General features: G+C 46.7%; 18 protein-coding genes and 4 tRNA genes. 20 read left to right on the top strand and 2 right to left on the bottom strand.

Annotated features, from left to right (window positions below; all coding sequences use genetic code 11):
- Positions 1-59 precede the first annotated feature (59 nt).
- The 4 genes from rsmG (at position 60) to ACTTK7_RS12370 (ending at position 3,376) form a co-directional block, all read left to right on the top strand.
- Complete coding sequence (gene rsmG, locus ACTTK7_RS12385; RefSeq protein ID WP_462868387.1) at positions 60-773, top strand: 16S rRNA (guanine(527)-N(7))-methyltransferase RsmG; 714 nt, start codon at positions 60-62, stop codon at positions 771-773.
- Positions 774-890: 117 nt separating this feature from the next.
- Positions 891-1,733 carry a nucleoid occlusion protein gene (gene noc, locus ACTTK7_RS12380; RefSeq protein ID WP_462868386.1) on the top strand — a complete coding sequence of 281 codons (843 nt, stop codon included), beginning with the start codon at positions 891-893 and terminating at the stop codon, positions 1,731-1,733.
- A 40-nt stretch (positions 1,734-1,773) separates the two neighbouring features.
- The gene (locus tag ACTTK7_RS12375; protein WP_022792953.1) at positions 1,774-2,547 is read left to right on the top strand and encodes a ParA family protein; all 774 of its coding nucleotides are present in this window, start codon (positions 1,774-1,776) and stop codon (positions 2,545-2,547) included.
- On the top strand, positions 2,528-3,376 hold the full coding sequence (locus tag ACTTK7_RS12370) for a ParB/RepB/Spo0J family partition protein (RefSeq protein ID WP_462868384.1): 849 nt from the start codon (positions 2,528-2,530) through the stop codon (positions 3,374-3,376). Before ACTTK7_RS12375 ends, ACTTK7_RS12370 begins: the two co-directional genes overlap by 20 nt.
- Positions 3,377-3,451: 75 nt before the next feature.
- Here ACTTK7_RS12370 and ACTTK7_RS12365 read toward each other — a convergent pair whose 3' ends face one another.
- The gene (locus tag ACTTK7_RS12365; RefSeq protein WP_462868383.1) at positions 3,452-3,910 is read right to left on the bottom strand and encodes a GNAT family N-acetyltransferase; all 459 of its coding nucleotides are present in this window, start codon (positions 3,908-3,910) and stop codon (positions 3,452-3,454) included.
- Positions 3,911-4,226: 316 nt separating this feature from the next.
- On the opposite strand from ACTTK7_RS12365, the gene ACTTK7_RS12360 reads away from it, so the two are divergent.
- The gene (locus ACTTK7_RS12360; RefSeq protein ID WP_462868382.1) at positions 4,227-4,937 is read left to right on the top strand and encodes a DUF554 domain-containing protein; all 711 of its coding nucleotides are present in this window, start codon (positions 4,227-4,229) and stop codon (positions 4,935-4,937) included.
- On the opposite strand, the gene yyaC is transcribed toward ACTTK7_RS12360, so the two are convergent.
- Positions 4,875-5,597, bottom strand: a complete 723-nt coding sequence (yyaC, locus tag ACTTK7_RS12355) for a spore protease YyaC (protein ID WP_462868381.1) — start codon at positions 5,595-5,597, stop codon at positions 4,875-4,877. The genes ACTTK7_RS12360 and yyaC overlap by 63 nt on opposite strands.
- A gap of 207 nt (positions 5,598-5,804) precedes the next feature.
- Here yyaC and ACTTK7_RS12350 point away from each other — a divergent pair, with 207 nt between their 5' ends.
- The 15 genes from ACTTK7_RS12350 to ACTTK7_RS12280 all read left to right on the top strand — a co-directional run bounded on the left by ACTTK7_RS12350 (position 5,805) and on the right by ACTTK7_RS12280 (position 16,149).
- Positions 5,805-5,993 (top strand): DUF951 domain-containing protein, encoded by a 189-nt coding sequence (locus tag ACTTK7_RS12350; RefSeq protein ID WP_462868380.1) that lies wholly within the window; start codon positions 5,805-5,807, stop codon positions 5,991-5,993.
- 154 nt (positions 5,994-6,147) lie between these two features.
- Complete coding sequence (gene ychF, locus ACTTK7_RS12345; protein ID WP_462868379.1) at positions 6,148-7,248, top strand: redox-regulated ATPase YchF; 1,101 nt, start codon at positions 6,148-6,150, stop codon at positions 7,246-7,248.
- A gap of 138 nt (positions 7,249-7,386) precedes the next feature.
- The gene (gene rpsF / locus ACTTK7_RS12340) at positions 7,387-7,674 is read left to right on the top strand and encodes a 30S ribosomal protein S6 (RefSeq protein WP_022792961.1); all 288 of its coding nucleotides are present in this window, start codon (positions 7,387-7,389) and stop codon (positions 7,672-7,674) included.
- Positions 7,675-7,701: 27 nt separating this feature from the next.
- The gene (gene ssb / locus ACTTK7_RS12335; RefSeq protein ID WP_022792962.1) at positions 7,702-8,190 is read left to right on the top strand and encodes a single-stranded DNA-binding protein; all 489 of its coding nucleotides are present in this window, start codon (positions 7,702-7,704) and stop codon (positions 8,188-8,190) included.
- 44 nt (positions 8,191-8,234) lie between these two features.
- Complete coding sequence (gene rpsR, locus ACTTK7_RS12330; protein WP_022792963.1) at positions 8,235-8,471, top strand: 30S ribosomal protein S18; 237 nt, start codon at positions 8,235-8,237, stop codon at positions 8,469-8,471.
- Positions 8,472-8,623: 152 nt separating this feature from the next.
- On the top strand, positions 8,624-8,761 hold the full coding sequence (locus ACTTK7_RS12325) for a hypothetical protein (protein ID WP_462868378.1): 138 nt from the start codon (positions 8,624-8,626) through the stop codon (positions 8,759-8,761).
- A gap of 250 nt (positions 8,762-9,011) precedes the next feature.
- Positions 9,012-9,950, top strand: coding sequence for a YybS family protein (locus tag ACTTK7_RS12320; protein WP_462868377.1), 939 nt, complete (start codon positions 9,012-9,014; stop codon positions 9,948-9,950).
- Between the two features lie 12 nt (positions 9,951-9,962).
- A complete protein-coding gene (locus ACTTK7_RS12315; RefSeq protein WP_462868376.1) occupies positions 9,963-11,933 on the top strand; it encodes a DHH family phosphoesterase in 1,971 nt (656 codons plus the stop codon).
- Entirely contained in the window at positions 11,930-12,373 is a 444-nt protein-coding gene (rplI, locus tag ACTTK7_RS12310; RefSeq protein WP_462868375.1) for a 50S ribosomal protein L9, read from the top strand. The genes ACTTK7_RS12315 and rplI overlap by 4 nt, the downstream gene beginning before the upstream one ends.
- A gap of 95 nt (positions 12,374-12,468) precedes the next feature.
- The gene (gene dnaB, locus ACTTK7_RS12305; protein WP_091615230.1) at positions 12,469-13,833 is read left to right on the top strand and encodes a replicative DNA helicase; all 1,365 of its coding nucleotides are present in this window, start codon (positions 12,469-12,471) and stop codon (positions 13,831-13,833) included.
- Positions 13,834-14,053: 220 nt separating this feature from the next.
- Entirely contained in the window at positions 14,054-15,346 is a 1,293-nt protein-coding gene (locus tag ACTTK7_RS12300; RefSeq protein WP_462868412.1) for an adenylosuccinate synthase, read from the top strand.
- Positions 15,347-15,488: 142 nt separating this feature from the next.
- Positions 15,489-15,564 (top strand) — tRNA-Lys (locus ACTTK7_RS12295).
- 5 nt (positions 15,565-15,569) lie between these two features.
- Positions 15,570-15,644: transfer RNA gene (locus tag ACTTK7_RS12290), tRNA-Glu, on the top strand.
- Between the two features lie 184 nt (positions 15,645-15,828).
- Positions 15,829-15,904, top strand: a tRNA-Asp gene (locus tag ACTTK7_RS12285).
- Positions 15,905-16,076: 172 nt separating this feature from the next.
- Positions 16,077-16,149, top strand: a tRNA-Phe gene (locus tag ACTTK7_RS12280).
- Positions 16,150-16,151: the final 2 nt, after the last annotated feature.

Below are 16,151 nucleotides of genomic sequence, written 5' to 3'. Positions count from 1 at the left end.
TCAGACGCCAGGGGCACGGGCATGATCGTATTATCGAGTGAAGGGCAGGAAGGACAAGAATGAGTAAAGAAAATTTTCCCGAGTGGCTGGAAGCCATACATATTTCTTTGAATGCTAAGCAGAAAAAGCAGTTCGAGCAGTACTATCAGCTGCTTGTCGAATGGAATGAGCGCATGAATCTGACAGGTATTACTGAAGAACAGGAGGTATATGAAAAACATTTTTATGATTCCCTTACCGGAGCTTGCCTAGCGGCGTTTAAGACAGATGGAAGCCTGATCGATGTCGGTTCAGGAGCCGGCTTCCCGAGTCTGCCTCTTAAGATTTGCTTTCCGGGGCTTCAGGTAACAATTGTCGATTCTTTAAAAAAACGCATCGGTTTTTTAGAAGAGGTTGTCAGCGAACTCGGGCTTGAAGGAGTGACTCTCATCCATGACCGGGCCGAGCAGCTCGCGCGCCAAAAGGCGTACCGGGATCAGTTTGACGCAGCCAGTGCCCGTGCCGTGGCCAAGCTTCCGGTGCTGCTCGAGCTCTGTCTGCCGTTTGTAAAGCCCGGGGGCGTTTTTATTGCGTGGAAGGGTGCAAGTGGCGAAGAGGAACTGCATGAGGCCAAAAATGCCCTTGTAAAATTAGAAGCAGAAGCAAAAGCCCCAACGAAAATGAAGCTTCCGGAAGAACAGAGCGAGCGGGTGCTTTTAACATTCGAAAAAAAGAAAAAAACCCCAAAAGCGTATCCGAGAAAACCAGGAACCCCGGCAAAAAATCCTTTATAATCACTCACGGCTCATTCGACAACCTTTAGAAACGTGATAGAATGAAAATAGCAAATGTACGAACTCTACGAGTGAAGCATCAAGGGGCGCAGTTTTTAAGTGAGGTGATGTACGGGTATGAAACAGTCTATTCAGAAATGGTTCGGCCTGGGGGACAACCAGGCTGAAAAAAGCGGCATTAATGAACACGAAGTCAAAATGATTCCTATTCATCAAATCATGGCGAATCCTTTTCAGCCGCGTACAATCTTTTCAGATGAAAAGCTTTCAGAATTAGCCCAGTCGCTGCAGACGCACGGCCTTCTACAGCCAATAACAGTCAGAAAACAGTCCGGCGGCTATGAAATTATTGCTGGCGAAAGGCGCTGGCGCGCTTCGCAGAAGCTTGGATGGAAAGAGATACCGGCACTGGTGAAGGAATTTAGTGACACACAGACGGCTTCAATTGCGCTCATTGAAAACCTGCAGCGGGAAGCATTAACAGCGCTTGAAGAGGCAGCTGCATATGCCCGGCTGCTGGAAATGAACCAGCTTACCCAGGCGAGTCTGGCGCAGCGGCTGGGTAAAAGTCAGTCCACCATTGCTAATAAGCTTCGTCTTTTACATCTGTCTGAATATGTTCAGGAGAAGCTCTCCGAAAAAGAAATTACTGAACGGCATGCCAGGGCGCTTCTAAAGCTGCCGGAGGCAGAGCACCAGGATCGTATCGTTGATGAAGTCATTGAAAAGGACTGGAACGTAAAACAGACAGAAGACAAGATTGCTGCGTTACTTGATCCAAAGCCGAAAAAAACAAAGCAGCCGAAAAAACACGTATCCAGGGACACCCGTATTGCCTTAAATACGATCCGGGAGTCGATAGACATGGTGACAAAAAGCGGCATGGCAATCGATACGGATGAAGAAGACCATGATGGTTATTATCAGGTAACCATTCGAATACCAAAGTCGAAGCAGTGAACAAGAAGAACAGCAAGGAATGGGGAAAGTAGGTGTATCGATGGCAAAAACTGTTGCTATCGCCAACCAGAAAGGCGGCGTTGGGAAAACAACAACAGCAGTGAACATTAGTGCCTGTCTGGCACATGTGGGACAGCGGGTGCTTCTCGTAGACATTGACCCGCAGGGCAACGCCACCAGCGGAGCCGGCATTGAAAAAGGGGACGTTGAAAAATGCGTGTATAATGTCCTCGTTGAAGACACAGACATTCGTGATATTGTCCGGGGTACAGCTTTGGAACAACTGGACGTAGTACCTGCCACTATACAGCTGTCCGGGGCAGAAATTGAACTGGTCTCCACCATTTCCCGGGAAATAAGGCTGAAAAATGCGTTGGAGGATGTGGCCGCGCAGTACGACTACATAATAATCGATTGCCCGCCCTCTCTTGGACTTTTAACGATCAACGCGCTTTCCGCTTCGGACTCGATTTTAATTCCTGTGCAGTGTGAGTACTATGCTCTGGAAGGGCTGAGCCAGCTTCTCAATACGGTCCGGCTTGTGCAAAAGCACTTAAATCATGACCTGGAAATTGAAGGGGTCCTGCTTACAATGCTCGACGCAAGGACTAATCTTGGATTTCAGGTTATAGAAGAAGTGAAAAAATATTTTCAGGAAAAAGTATTCGAAACGATTATTCCCCGGAATATACGTCTTGGGGAAGCTCCAAGCCACGGTCTTCCAATTATTATGTATGACGCAAAGTCTAAGGGTGCCGAGGTCTATTTAGAATTAGCAAAGGAAGTGGTTGCTGGTGGCCAAAGGTCTAGGTAGAGGATTGAACGCTTTTTTCCCGGAAGAAACAGGCGGAAACGAAGATCAAATCACGGCCGTACCAGTGCAGGAATTACGGCCCAACCCTTATCAGCCGAGAAAACAATTTGAACAGGAAGCGATTGAAGAGCTGAAGCACTCTGTGGCAGAGTTTGGGGTTCTGCAGCCAATTCTCGTCCGCAAAAGTATTAAAGGGTACGATATTGTTACCGGAGAGCGGCGTTTTCGTGCTGCTTCGGCAGCAGGCTTAAAAGAAATTCCAGCGATCGTAAAGGATCTAAGCGATGAGCGGATGATGGAAGTCGCGTTAATTGAAAATCTGCAGAGGGAAGATTTGAATCCATTAGAAGAAGCCCAGGCGTATCAACGTCTGGTGGATTCTCTCAGTATTACGCAGGATGAACTGTCCAGGCGGCTCGGAAAGAGCAGACCGCACATTGCCAACTATATCCGGCTTCTGCAGCTTCCGGCAGAAGTGCAAAAGCTCGTTGAGGCCAAGGAGATTTCCATGGGGCACGCCAGAACGCTTCTTGGGTTGAAAAAGAAAGAGCTGGCAGTGAAGGTAAGTGAACAGATTGTTAAACAGGCGCTTAATGTCAGGCAGACGGAAGCACTTGTTCAGCAGATGAACGAGGGTGTTCCACGTGAAACAAAGCAAAAACAGCCGGCCTCTCCCTTCCTTGAACAAAAAGCGGAGGAGCTTCAATCTTATTTTGGTACCTCTGTTTCTATTCAGCAGGGAAAGAATAAAGGAAAGATTGAGATCGAATTCTTTTCAGATGAGGATTTGGATCGGATTCTTCAGCTTCTGAGTGAAGAAAAAGAATAGAGCAGGGGCTTCCGGATCATCAGCCGGGAGCCTTTGTAATTTGTGCGCACCCAATGATAGAAGCCGTTGAAAATATCAGGCATAGGAGGAATGACGCTCAAGCACCACCATTGGGTGGCCGTCAGAAAGGCTGAATGTGCGGGAGATGTCAAACCCGAACGAACGGTAAAGGTCGATCGCCGGCTGGTTTCTTTCACTGGTGCAGGCGTAGATTAAAGTATCAAGATGTTGGTTTAATAGATATTTCAGCAGGTAAGAGGCAAAGCCCCGCCGGAAAAAATCCGGGTGAACGACGAGTCGTGTAATTTGCAGCTTTTTCTCCTGGTATTCATAAGCAATAAAAGCGCAAAGCTCTCCTTCCACGAAGTAGCCGATAAAGGTTTCCTTTGACGAACGGATAGCTTCTACGGTTTCATTAAGAGCAGGAATATCAAAATTTTCTATAAGCACAGCTTCTGTATGGTAGGACTGCTGCTGCAATGCAAGTATACTTTTAGCGGTATCGTACTTATGATTAGGCAAGAGAACAATCATCATAATCTCTCCTTAAAATGAGAGGAGCGGAATGAATGATAAAAGGCATCAGCTGTGGAACCTTTGCCGTTTAGGACCAGGCTGCTCCAGTTCATTTTGTAGTAAAATATTTAAATCTTATCTTTTACAAAAGAGCAAAAAATTATCATTTAAATAGGGATAAAGCGGAAAAGCACACAAGTAATAACCGAAAGAACAATGGAGATAAAAAATAACCGCCGCTTTTGGCAGCTGTTTATCAGCACATCCTCAAAATCTTTAAAAGGTTATACATAGAGAGATAAAGAAACAAACGGAAAAAAGGGAGCGGACAATTATGGTGCTGACTGGAACATTGGTCAACGGAATGACTATTATTATTGGATCGTTGATGGGGCTGTTGTTTCATCGCATACCAGAAAGAATGAAAACTACTATTATGCAGGCGCTCGCGCTTGCGGTTGTCCTTCTCGGGATCCAGATGGGCCTGCAGACAGAGCAATTTTTAATTGTTGTAGGCAGTCTGGTGACTGGAGCCTGGGCAGGAGAGCGTCTGCGGATTGAAGACGCTCTGGAATCAATTGGCCAGTGGGTGGAAAAACGAATGGGAAGCAGGGGTAAAGAGAGTACAGTAGCCAAAGGTTTTGTAACGGCCACACTGGTATACGTGGTGGGAGCGATGGCAGTCCTTGGAGCAATGGACAGCGGCTTGCGCCAGGAGCACGATGTTTTATTTACAAAATCGATGCTCGACGGGTTTTCGGCGCTCATTTTTACAACGACGATGGGAATCGGTGTGTTATTTTCGTTTATTCCGGTCGTTGTTTACCAGGGATCCATTGCTCTTTTTGCAGTCCAAATTGACAGGCTGGTGCCACAGGAGGCCATGGACACTTTTATTAATGAAATGACGGCTACTGGCGGCGTGATGATTATTGCTATTGGATTAAAGCTAGCCGGACTTTTGGAGATACGGGTTGCAAATTTACTTCCGGCGATACCAATGGTGGCTTTTTTTGTATTTATCATTCGTCTGTTCGGCGGATGAAGCCTCCCGGAGAAAACGGGCATGGTCGTCGTCACTATGAAAAGCTACCGGAGGGGTGACGGCTTCTCCCTCCTGAAAAACATGCTGCTTCGATATAGACTGGTCGATGAGAAGAAAGCTTTCTGCTATTAAAGAAGCCATCGTGTCGATAGTGTACAGGCGGGTATTCTGCAGGACAAAATATTCCACCATTCCGCTGACGTTTACTATGCCGTTAATATGCATATCTCCAACCATTGGGAGCTTTTTTTTCATGGCAGCTCCCGGAGTTACTCCCCCTTCATTTAAAGTAACTTTTCCTACATTTTGAAGATAGCCAAGACAGGCGTCCACAGCGATTATAAAAGCATGCGGGTGCTCTGCTTCAATAATGGAGAGCGTCTCTTCCAAATTAACAGCATGGACCGGGTGCTGGAGAGTGCCATATATATAAAAGTTTTCCGGGTTTTTTTCAAGAAGCTTGCTTCCGGTTAAAGGTCCGAGAGAGTCTCCGGTAGAGCGGTCCGTACCAATACAGACGAGGATAAGATCTTCATCTGTGACACGCTCCCGGATGTGACCGGTCAGGCAGTCCGCCAGCTCTCCAGCACTTCCGTGCTCATCCATGCTGACGTGGCAGTGAGTACGGTAGGCTTCACGTGAAACAGCTTTTTTCCCCATAGCAGATAACTCCTTTCCAGAATTCTCTCTAAAAAAATTGTATTAGCCTACTATACCCGCGTTTGGGGAAAAATAACTGTCGTATTTAAGCAAAAGCCGCCCCGGGCAGGAAGATGATAGTTTAATTGAGGTTTTTGACGGATTACGATAGGATAAAAAGTACCGAATCGTTCAGATGAGATGAGAAGAAAGGAGAAAACGGTACTCATGGTGGAAAAGCAGCCTTTTGATATCAATAGTATTGTGGAAATGAAAAAACAGCACCCGTGTGGTGTAAATCGCTGGAAAATTATCCGGATGGGCGCCGATATCCGGATTAAATGCGAAGGATGCGGGCACAGCGTTATGCTTCCAAGAAAAGAGTTCAGTAAAAAGGTGAAAAAGGTGCTCGAATAATTCCCTTAAAGCCGCTCTTATTGTCGCAAAGGTGAAATTATACTATACTCAAAGCAATATACTAACGATAAAGAGTTGCTTTTCAGGACAGCCGCGGTTGTCCTCTTTGTTATGTTTAGAGAAATATTAATTGAAAGAAAGAAGGAAATAATAAATGGCTTTAACTACAGGTATAGTCGGACTTCCAAACGTTGGGAAGTCAACATTGTTCAACGCGATCACCCAGGCTGGGGCGGAGTCTGCCAACTATCCGTTCTGCACTATCGACCCGAACGTAGGTATTGTGGAGGTTCCGGACAGCAGGCTCGAACAGTTAACAACTATGTTTCAGCCGAAAAAAACAATTCCTACCGCATTTGAATTTACAGACATCGCCGGGATTGTAGAAGGAGCGAGCAAAGGAGAAGGCCTGGGAAATAAATTTCTTTCGCATATCCGTGAAGTGGACGCTATTTCCCACGTGGTACGCTGCTTTGACAGCGATGACGTCACTCACGTTTCCGGAAAAATAGATCCGATCCATGACATCGAAGTAATTAACCTGGAACTAATTCTTGCAGATCTTGAAACGGCAGAAAAACGGATCGATAAAGTAGCAAAGCTTGCTAAGTCCAAGGATAAAGACGCAATGCAGGAGCATGCGGTACTCGAAAAGATTGTCGAAGCACTGAAAGAAGAGCAGCCCGTGCGCAGCCTGGAATGGACTGAGGAAGAGCTGAAAATCGTCAAAGGCTTCCAGCTTCTCACAATGAAGCCGGTATTATACGTCGCCAACGTCAGCGAAGACGACTTAATGGAGGAAGAAGACAATGAGCACGTCTCCCGTGTCAAAGAATTCGCAGCCGCTGAAGGTGCGGGCGTTGTAGTTATCTCGGGGAAAATTGAAGAAGAGCTCGCGGAGCTTGAAGGAGAAGAAAAAAATGAATTTCTTCAGGATCTCGGCATTGAAGAGCCAGGGCTTGACCAGCTGATCCGGGAGGCTTATTCCCTGCTTGGCCTGCAGACGTATTTCACCGCAGGCGAGCCGGAGGTAAGGGCCTGGACGATTCGCAAAAATACAAAAGCTCCCCAGGCAGCCGGGGTAATTCACAGTGATTTTGAAAAAGGCTTTATCCGTGCCGAGGTTGTCGGATACGAGGACCTGATGCAGGCAGGTGCGATGAACAGCGCCAAAGAAGCAGGCAAGGTAAGACTGGAAGGCAAGGAATATATCGTTAAGGACGGCGACGTCGTTCACTTCCGCTTTAACGTTTAATTTTTCTTTCGGGAATATTGTAAAATGCAGTTCAAGCTGATATAATTTTAACTTGCGAGTTAAAAACGGATAAGCGTTTTTTGCTCCTTGTTCTTTTCCACCGGAGAAGAGCCGAAGACCAAAAGGAGGTGACGCAGCATGCGGAATTATGAGGTACTTTACATTATCAGCCCGAATGTTGACGAAGATGGTGTCAAAAACACAATCGAACGGTACAACAAAATCTTAACGGATAACGGCGCTGAAATTGAAAAAGTAGACGAAGTAGGAAAAAAACGTCTCGCATACGAAATCAACGATTTTCGTGACGGGTATTACGTTGTAACCTACATTAAAGGCACCGCGGACGCTACCAACGAATTTGACCGTCTGGTTAAAATCGATGATAACGTAATCCGCCACTTAGTTGTTCGTAACGACGACTAATTTCATTAACAATCAGGAGGGGTTTAAATGATAAATCGTGTCGTGTTAGTCGGTCGGCTGACCGCGGACCCTGATCTGCGTTATACCCCGAACGGCGTAGCAGTCGCTAACTTTCGCATTGCGGTAAATCGTCCATTTACCAACCAGCAGGGCGAACGCGAAGCAGACTTTCTTAACTGCGTCATTTGGCGGAAGCAGGCAGAAAATGTGGCCAATTACTTGAAAAAAGGCAGCCTGGCCGGTGTGGATGGACGTATGCAGAGCCGGAGCTATGAAAACCAGGAAGGCCGTCGTGTAACGGTAGTAGAAGTTCAGGCGGAGAGCGTGCAGTTCCTTGAACCGCGCGGAGCGTCCGGAGGCGGAGGTTCTTCGCAGGGAGGCGGCTATTCTCAGCAGCAGAACAGCCAGAGCTCAGGTTCAGGCCAGCAAAATCGCGACTCGTCTAATTTAAACGATGATCCGTTTTCGGATAACGGGCAGCCAATCGACATTTCAGATGACGATTTGCCATTCTAAAACCCCTGAGAGCATAAACAATCTTTTATAAAGGAGGATAAACAATGGCAGCAGCAGCACGTCGTAGAGGAAAAAGACGGAAAGTTTGTTACTTCACAGTAAACAAAATTACTCATATCGATTACAAAGATACTGAACTCTTGAAGAAGTTTATTTCAGAAAGAGGGAAGATTCTTCCACGCCGCGTAACTGGTACGAGCGCGAAATATCAGCGTAAGCTGACCCGCGCTATCAAGCGTTCCCGTCACGTAGCATTGCTTCCTTTTGTGCGCGAGCAGTAAGGGAAACATTTAAACACCCTTTTCCAGGTCTTATGCCCGGGAAAGGGTGTTTTATTGTGTGGAGACTGGCTGGATGTTTAGTCCCCTCCCTCCCCGGGGTATAAATGGAGTAATTGTTAAAGCGTTTTATATACCGGAAAGGAGGTTTTCATATGGACATTCAGTCTTATATTACGAAAATTAATAAACAGCTTGAAGAATTGAAGCAGGATAATACTCAGGCCAAAGATGAAAACATAGAAGCGGAAATACCAAATGATTCTTCTTTCAAGCTGCCAAATGAGGAATAAACAGAAGTTCTGCCGCAGATAAATAAACGAAATAAGGCGCTGACGGAAGTCAGCGTTTTTTAGATATGAACAGCCTTTGACTATTCGGCTGTTCGTCTTTCTTTTTGAAAGGGAATAAGCTAAAATGAACGAATGGAATTTCCATGAATACGAAGAAATAAAGGCAGCACTGGGATAATGTGGGAGTGAAAGCGATCGGGCGGCTGCTGTACATTTATTTGACTGCCTTTGTAAATGAGGTGAACGTGAAGTGAAAAATGCTAGAAGTGTCGCAGAAGCAGCCGTCTTTAGTGCTATTTTCCTGGTGCTGGTGCTGCTGTTGATTTTTGTACCGGTCGTGGGCGGTATATTAACGATAGCGATGCCGCTTCCGTTTATTATTTTTGTGGCAAGAAACGGATGGAAGCCGGGCATTTTTATGTTTATCGTCTGTGCACTGCTTGCGACTTTGTTTACGGGCGGTATTGGTTTTCCGACTGCTTTGATTTTCGGTCTTGGGGGCATTGCAGCAGGTGCGCTTATTCATCAAAAGAAGCCGGCTTTTGCCGTTTTTGCTGCAGGGACCGTGGCTTATATCATCGGCCTGGTTTTATTTTATTTAAGTTCGGTTCTTCTGTTTAACATTGATCCGATCCAATTAATCCAGCAAACACTGAATGACTCTATTTCCCAGGCGAGAAGCATGATGGAGAGTATTGATCAGAATACCTCGAACCTGGATGCCTTAGCAGAGATGGTCACACTGATTCAATACATCGGTCCGGTGCTCCTTATTGGTACAGGCATTATTCTTTCATTTATAACCCAGGTGTTCGCCCATGTTATCTTAAAGCGTGTCCGGATGGATTACCAGCAGTTTCCGGCTTTTCGAAACTGGAATTTTCCGAGGTCTCTCATATGGTATTATTTGACCGGTTCCATATTTATTTTGATTGGGCTTGAAGAAGGAACGGCTATGTATATTGTTGTTATGAATCTTTTTCCTCTTTTGGAACTGGCTGTGGCGATTCAGGGCTTTACCGTGATCTTTTATTTTCTGCATGCTAAATCCTATCCGAAATACTACGGGGTTCTCATTATCGTCGGGAGTATATTATTATCAACAATAGCATTATTTTTGGCCCGCATTTTAGGTATAATAGATTTAGGTCTAAATTTGAAGCAACGCATTCAAACCGACACGAAGTAGGGGTTGAGTTACATGCCGAAGTTTTTAATACGGCGGTGGTACGGCTATCATATCGTCGGATTGTTCATACTAGCCGGAATAGCACTTGCCTTTCTCACCTGGTTTCAATGGGAAATAGGGGCTGTAGGGTTTGTCCTGCTCGGAGCTTTGGCTATTTATGTTATCCAGGCGGAGCGCTCATTTGAAAAAGAGCTTGAACGGTATATATCTACGCTGACCCACCGTGTGAACAAGGCGGGGGAGGAAGCGGTTACCGAAATGCCTATCGGCATCCTTTTGTATGATAAAAATTATCAAGTGCAGTGGGCGAACCCCTTCATCCGTTCCTATTTGCCGAAGGAATTTATGGGAAAGCCGATCAGTACTGTATCTGAACGTCTGGCTGCAGCTATTAAGCAGGGGGAAAGCGAAATACACTTAACAATGAGAAATCGTCATTATACCGTGTATATTCACAGCGAAGAGCGGCTGCTGTATTTCTTTGATATGACTGAAACAACAGATATTCAGGCAATGTACCAAAAAGAGAAATCTGTCATTGCATTTATTTATTTAGATAATTTCACCGAGGTTACCCAGGGCATGGATGATCAGACGCGAAGCCGGCTGATGAGTCATGTGACTACCGCTTTGAATGAGTGGGCGGGGGATCATGACATTTTACTGCGCAGCATCGCTGTGGACCGGTTTATGGCTATCATGAATCAGGATGCCCTCGATCATCTTGAGCAGACGAAATTTGAACTGCTCGATTACGTACGTGATATTACGAGTAAAGAGAAGGTGACCATCACCCTGAGTATCGGTATCGGAGCGGGGGAGCCGTCTTTGCAGGAGCTTGGTTCGCTCGCCCAGTCCAGTCTCGATCTCGCACTCGGACGCGGCGGAGACCAGGTAGCCATCAAGGATGCGAACGGGAAAGTACGCTTTTACGGCGGGAAGTCCAACGCTGTTGAAAAGCGTACCCGGGTGCGCGCCAGGGTTATTTCCCACGCCCTGCGGGATTTTGTTCTCGAAAGCGACCAGGTCATTGTGATGGGTCATAAAAATCCGGATATGGACGCTATTGGTGCTGCGATTGGCGTGCTTAAGATCGCTGAAGTAAACAATACAGACGCGTATGTTGTCGTGGACCCGAATGAAATTAATCCGGACGTGAAAAAGCTGATGGAGGAAATCGAAAACCATGAATACCTGTGGTCTCAGTTTATTACACCTTCAGAAGCCATGGACGAAGTGACAAAGCATACGCTGCTCGTCGTCGTGGATACACACAAACCATCCATGGTTATTGAGCCGCGGCTGATTGACCGCGTGAACCGTACGATTGTTCTTGATCATCACCGCCGGGGAGAAGAGTTCATTGAAGATCCGGTGCTTGTATACATGGAGCCGTACGCTTCATCCACCGCCGAGCTTGTAACGGAGCTTCTGGAGTATCAGCCGAAAAAGCTCAGCATGGATGTGCTCGAAGCAACGGCCATGCTTGCAGGCATTATTGTGGATACGAAAAGCTTCGCCATCCGGACGGGGTCGAGAACGTTCGATGCAGCCTCATTCTTAAAAATGCACGGGGCCGATACGACTATGGTGCAGATGCTGTTAAAAGAAGATCTCGACCAGTACGTGGAGCGGTCCCACCTTATTGAACGGGCGGAAGTATACCGTGATGGCATGGCTGTTGCTGCTGCTGCGGAAGACGAAATGTACGGGCAGATTTTAATCGCCCAGGCAGCGGACACGCTGCTTACGATGAATGACATCAAAGGTTCGTTTGTGATATCTAAGCGTCAGGATGATAAAATTAGTATAAGCGCCCGTTCGCTTGGCGAAGTGAACGTGCAGTTAATAATGGAAGCTTTAGGCGGAGGCGGTCATTTAACGAACGCGGCAACGCAGCTGACCGATACTACGATTGAAGAAGCGGAAAAACGCCTGAAGCAGGCCATTGATGAATATTTGCAAGGGGGCACATCCGAATGAAAGTCATACTGAAACAAGACGTAAAAGGCCAGGGAAAAAAAGGTGAAGTTGCAGACGTATCTGAAGGGTACGCCAGAAACTATTTGCTAAAGAAAAACCTTGCCGTGGAAGCGAGCAAAGGCAATCTGCGGGATCTGGAAGCTACGCAGAAAAAGCAAAAAGAACGTGAGCAGGAAGAGCTTGAGCAGGCGAAGGAGTTTAAGGAGCAGCTTGAAAAAACAGACGTAGAGCTTACTGCCAAAGCAGGAGAAGGCGGCCGTCTGTTCGGAGCGGTTTCCACAAAACAGATTGCTGAAAAGCTGAAAAGCATGAATATGAAAGTGGATAAACGTAAAATAGAAATCGACCAGCCAATTCGTTCACTTGGCTACACCAAAGTACCAATCAAGATTCATCCTGAAGTCACAGCTGTCGTAAACGTACACGTGACGGAAGAGTAACAGCTGCGTGGATGAATAAAGAGCCTGTTTCCCCGTCATAAACAGAGGGTAAGAACCAGGCTCTTTTTTCAACACGTTCTATAGAGGTGAAAGCAATGAATGATATTTTCACAGAACGGGTCCCCCCGCAGAATATTGAAGCAGAACAGGCTGTTTTAGGTGCTGTCTTTTTAGAGGGTGAAGCACTCATTACTGCCACAGAGCATTTGATGCCGGAGGATTTCTATCGTCAGTCGCATCAGCGTATTTTTAATACGATGATTGAACTGTCTGAACGGGGAGAGCCGGTTGATCTTATTACGGTCAGCACAGAACTGCAGGCAAAACAGGTGCTAGAAGAAATCGGCGGTCTTTCTTATCTTACCGATCTGGCAAATGCTGTACCGACAGCGGCCAACGTTGGTTATTACAGTCAGGGCGTATACAGTAAGTCCCTGCTGCGGCGGCTGATACGGGCAGCAACTAACATAGTGAATGAAGGCTACAGCGGGGAACATGATGTAGAAGAAGTACTTAACGAAGCTGAAAAAACCATAATGGAAGTATCGCAGGAGCGTCGTTCGTCTGCTTTCGTTTCCATTAAAGATGTACTCATTGAAACATATGACAATATTGAAATGCTGCAGAACCGGGAAAATGATGTGACCGGAATCGCGAGCGGCTTTGCCGAACTTGACCATATGACTGCGGGATTTCAGCGCAGTGATTTAGTGATTGTGGCTGCCAGGCCTTCGATGGGGAAAACAGCCTTTGCCTTAAACATTGCCCAGAACATTGCGACAAAAACCGAGGAAAATGTGGCAATCTTCAGCCTGGAGATGGGGGCTGCCCAGCTTGTACAGCGGATGCTCTGTGCGGAAGGAAACATTGATGCTAACCGTCTCCGTACTGGTGCGCTGCAGGAGGAGGACTGGGAAAAGTTGACGATGGCGATGGGAAGCTTGTCTTCGGCCGGCATTTTTATTGATGATTCCCCGGGCATCCGGGTGAACGATATACGCGCGAAATGCCTTCGTCTGAAGCAGGAGCGGGGTATTGGAATGATTTTAATCGACTATCTGCAGCTGATCCAGGGAAGCAGCAGAGGTGGGGAGAGCCGCCAGCAGGAAGTTTCGGAAATCTCCCGTAATTTAAAAGCCCTCGCCCGTGAACTTAATGTCCCGGTAATTGCGCTCTCCCAGCTTTCCCGCGGGGTGGAGTCCAGGCAGGACAAACGGCCGATGATGTCTGATTTAAGGGAATCCGGCAGTATTGAGCAGGATGCAGATATTGTGTCGTTTTTATACCGGGATGATTACTATGACCAGGAATCCGAAAACCAGAATATCATTGAAATTATTATTGCCAAGCAGCGTAACGGCCCGGTTGGTACGGCCGAGCTCGCTTTTATTAAGGAATATAATAAATTCGTTAATCTGGACCGGCGGCATGATGATAATCAAATTCCGCCCGGAGCTTAGGCTCCGGGCTTTTTGTATAAGCGAACAAATTAAGCGTATAAAACTTTTAATGTTCGTGTTTTATTGACTTTATGTGCCGTGGTTGATAGACTATCTAAGGGATTTTCTCCATAATAAAATTCGTACATGAAAATTTTAGATGAAGCCAAGTAAACGTTATCGAATAAGCAAGAAAAATATGCCTAAGGTGCCGGCAGGAGAGATTGTGGAGGTGGACGCTGTGTCGTCAATAGTAATTGTGGGAACTCAGTGGGGAGACGAAGGAAAAGGAAAAATAACAGATTACTTATCAGAAAACGCAGAGGTTGTGGCCCGTTACCAGGGTGGAAATAACGCAGGTCATACGATTGTCTTTGGAGGGACTAAATACAAGCTGCATTTGATCCCCTCCGGAATTTTTTATGATAATAAAACGTGTGTCATCGGAAACGGAATGGTGATTGATCCAAAAGCGCTTGTCGAAGAACTGGAGTATCTGCATGAGCGCGGGGTGGATACAAGCAACCTTCGTATCAGCAACCGTGCCCATGTTATTCTTCCGTACCATCTGCGTCTCGACGCTGTGGAGGAAGACAGCAAAGGTACAAATAAAATTGGAACAACCCGTAAAGGCATTGGCCCGGCTTATATGGACAAAGCTGCACGTGTTGGCATCCGTATTGCGGATCTTCTGGATAAAGACGAATTCCGTGAGAAGCTTTCGCGGAATTTGAAAGAAAAGAACCGCCTGCTCGAAAGAATGTATGACGCAGAAGGTTTTGAGCTTGAAGACATCCTGGATGAATACTACGAATACGGCCAGTTTTTTGCGAAGTACGTCTGTGATACGTCGGTGGAGCTGAATGAAGCGATCGATAAAGGACGCCGGGTGCTGTTTGAAGGAGCGCAGGGCGTTATGCTTGATATCGATCAGGGCACATATCCATTTGTCACTTCCTCAAACCCTATCGCTGGCGGCGTGACCATCGGTTCAGGGGTAGGACCTTCCAAAATTCAGCATGTGGTGGGCGTTTCCAAAGCATATACGACCCGTGTGGGCGACGGCCCGTTCCCGACAGAGCTGTCTGACGAAACCGGGGAGCAGATTCGTGAAGTCGGAAACGAGTACGGAACCACTACCGGCCGGCCCCGCCGTGTGGGCTGGTTTGACAGCGTCGTTGTGCGTCATGCACGCAGAGTGAGTGGTATTACCGATTTATCCTTAAATTCCATTGATGTGCTGACTGGTATTGAAACACTAAAAATATGCAAGGCCTACAGATACCGCGGAGAGATTATGGAAGAATTTCCTGCAAGCCTGAAGGTGCTCGCGGAGTGTGAGCCGATTTATGAAGAACTGCCAGGCTGGACAGAAGACATCACCGGTGCTTCGTCGCTCGGCGATCTCCCGGTAAACGCCCGCCATTACATTGAACGTATCTCCCAGCTGACCAACATTCCTATCAGCATTTTCTCGGTAGGGCCGGACCGGAATCAGACAAATATGGTCCGTGGTGTATGGGCGATCCAATAAAAACCACTAAGCATCTGCCATAAAGGCGGATGCTTTTTTCAACTAATCATTTTTTTCAAATAAAACTAGTTGAAATTGCATCTGTGACGTGATAATATTACTCATGTTGTCGTTATCCACAACGGCAATTTCTTCGTATCAGGAGCCATTAGCTCAGTTGGTAGAGCATCTGACTTTTAATCAGAGGGTCGGAGGTTCGAATCCTCCATGGCTCACCATGAAAGGCCCGTTGGTCAAGTGGTTAAGACACCGCCCTTTCACGGCGGTAACACGGGTTCGAATCCCGTACGGGTCACCATTTTCTTATCAAGCAGAAAATGAACAGAACTGATTCGCAGTGTATTCCCCTTACTCATTTTTGGAAAGAAGACACCAGAAGGTTGAGGATGCCAGGGAGAGAGCAAAGGAGCGTACAAAGCGTACGTGACTGCAGCGAACGAAAGCAGCAGACGATAAGATTCGCAGTGTATTCTTTTTAAAAAGGGCCTGTGGTGTAGTGGTTAACATGCCTGCCTGTCACGCAGGAGATCGCGGGTTCAAATCCCGTCAGGCCCGCCATTTTATTTTCCTGATTTACTCATGGCCAGGCAGCTCAGTCGGTAGAGCAACAAGCAAAGCTTCTGCGAGTTGTCCGTCCCGAATTGCTTCATCGAATAAGCAAAGGATGAGGGTAAGGACAATGGCTCTAAAAGCAAGAGCATCAATTAAGCAAAAGTATTCCTTTTAGCATGGCTCGATAGCTCAGTCGGTAGAGCAGTGGACTGAAAATCCTCGTGTCGGCGGTTCGATTCCGTCTCGAGCCACC

This window comes from Marinococcus tarijensis (genome assembly GCF_054971385.1).
The sequence above is the reverse complement of the archived record's forward strand: the minus strand, read 5'-3'. Positions and strand labels throughout refer to the sequence as shown.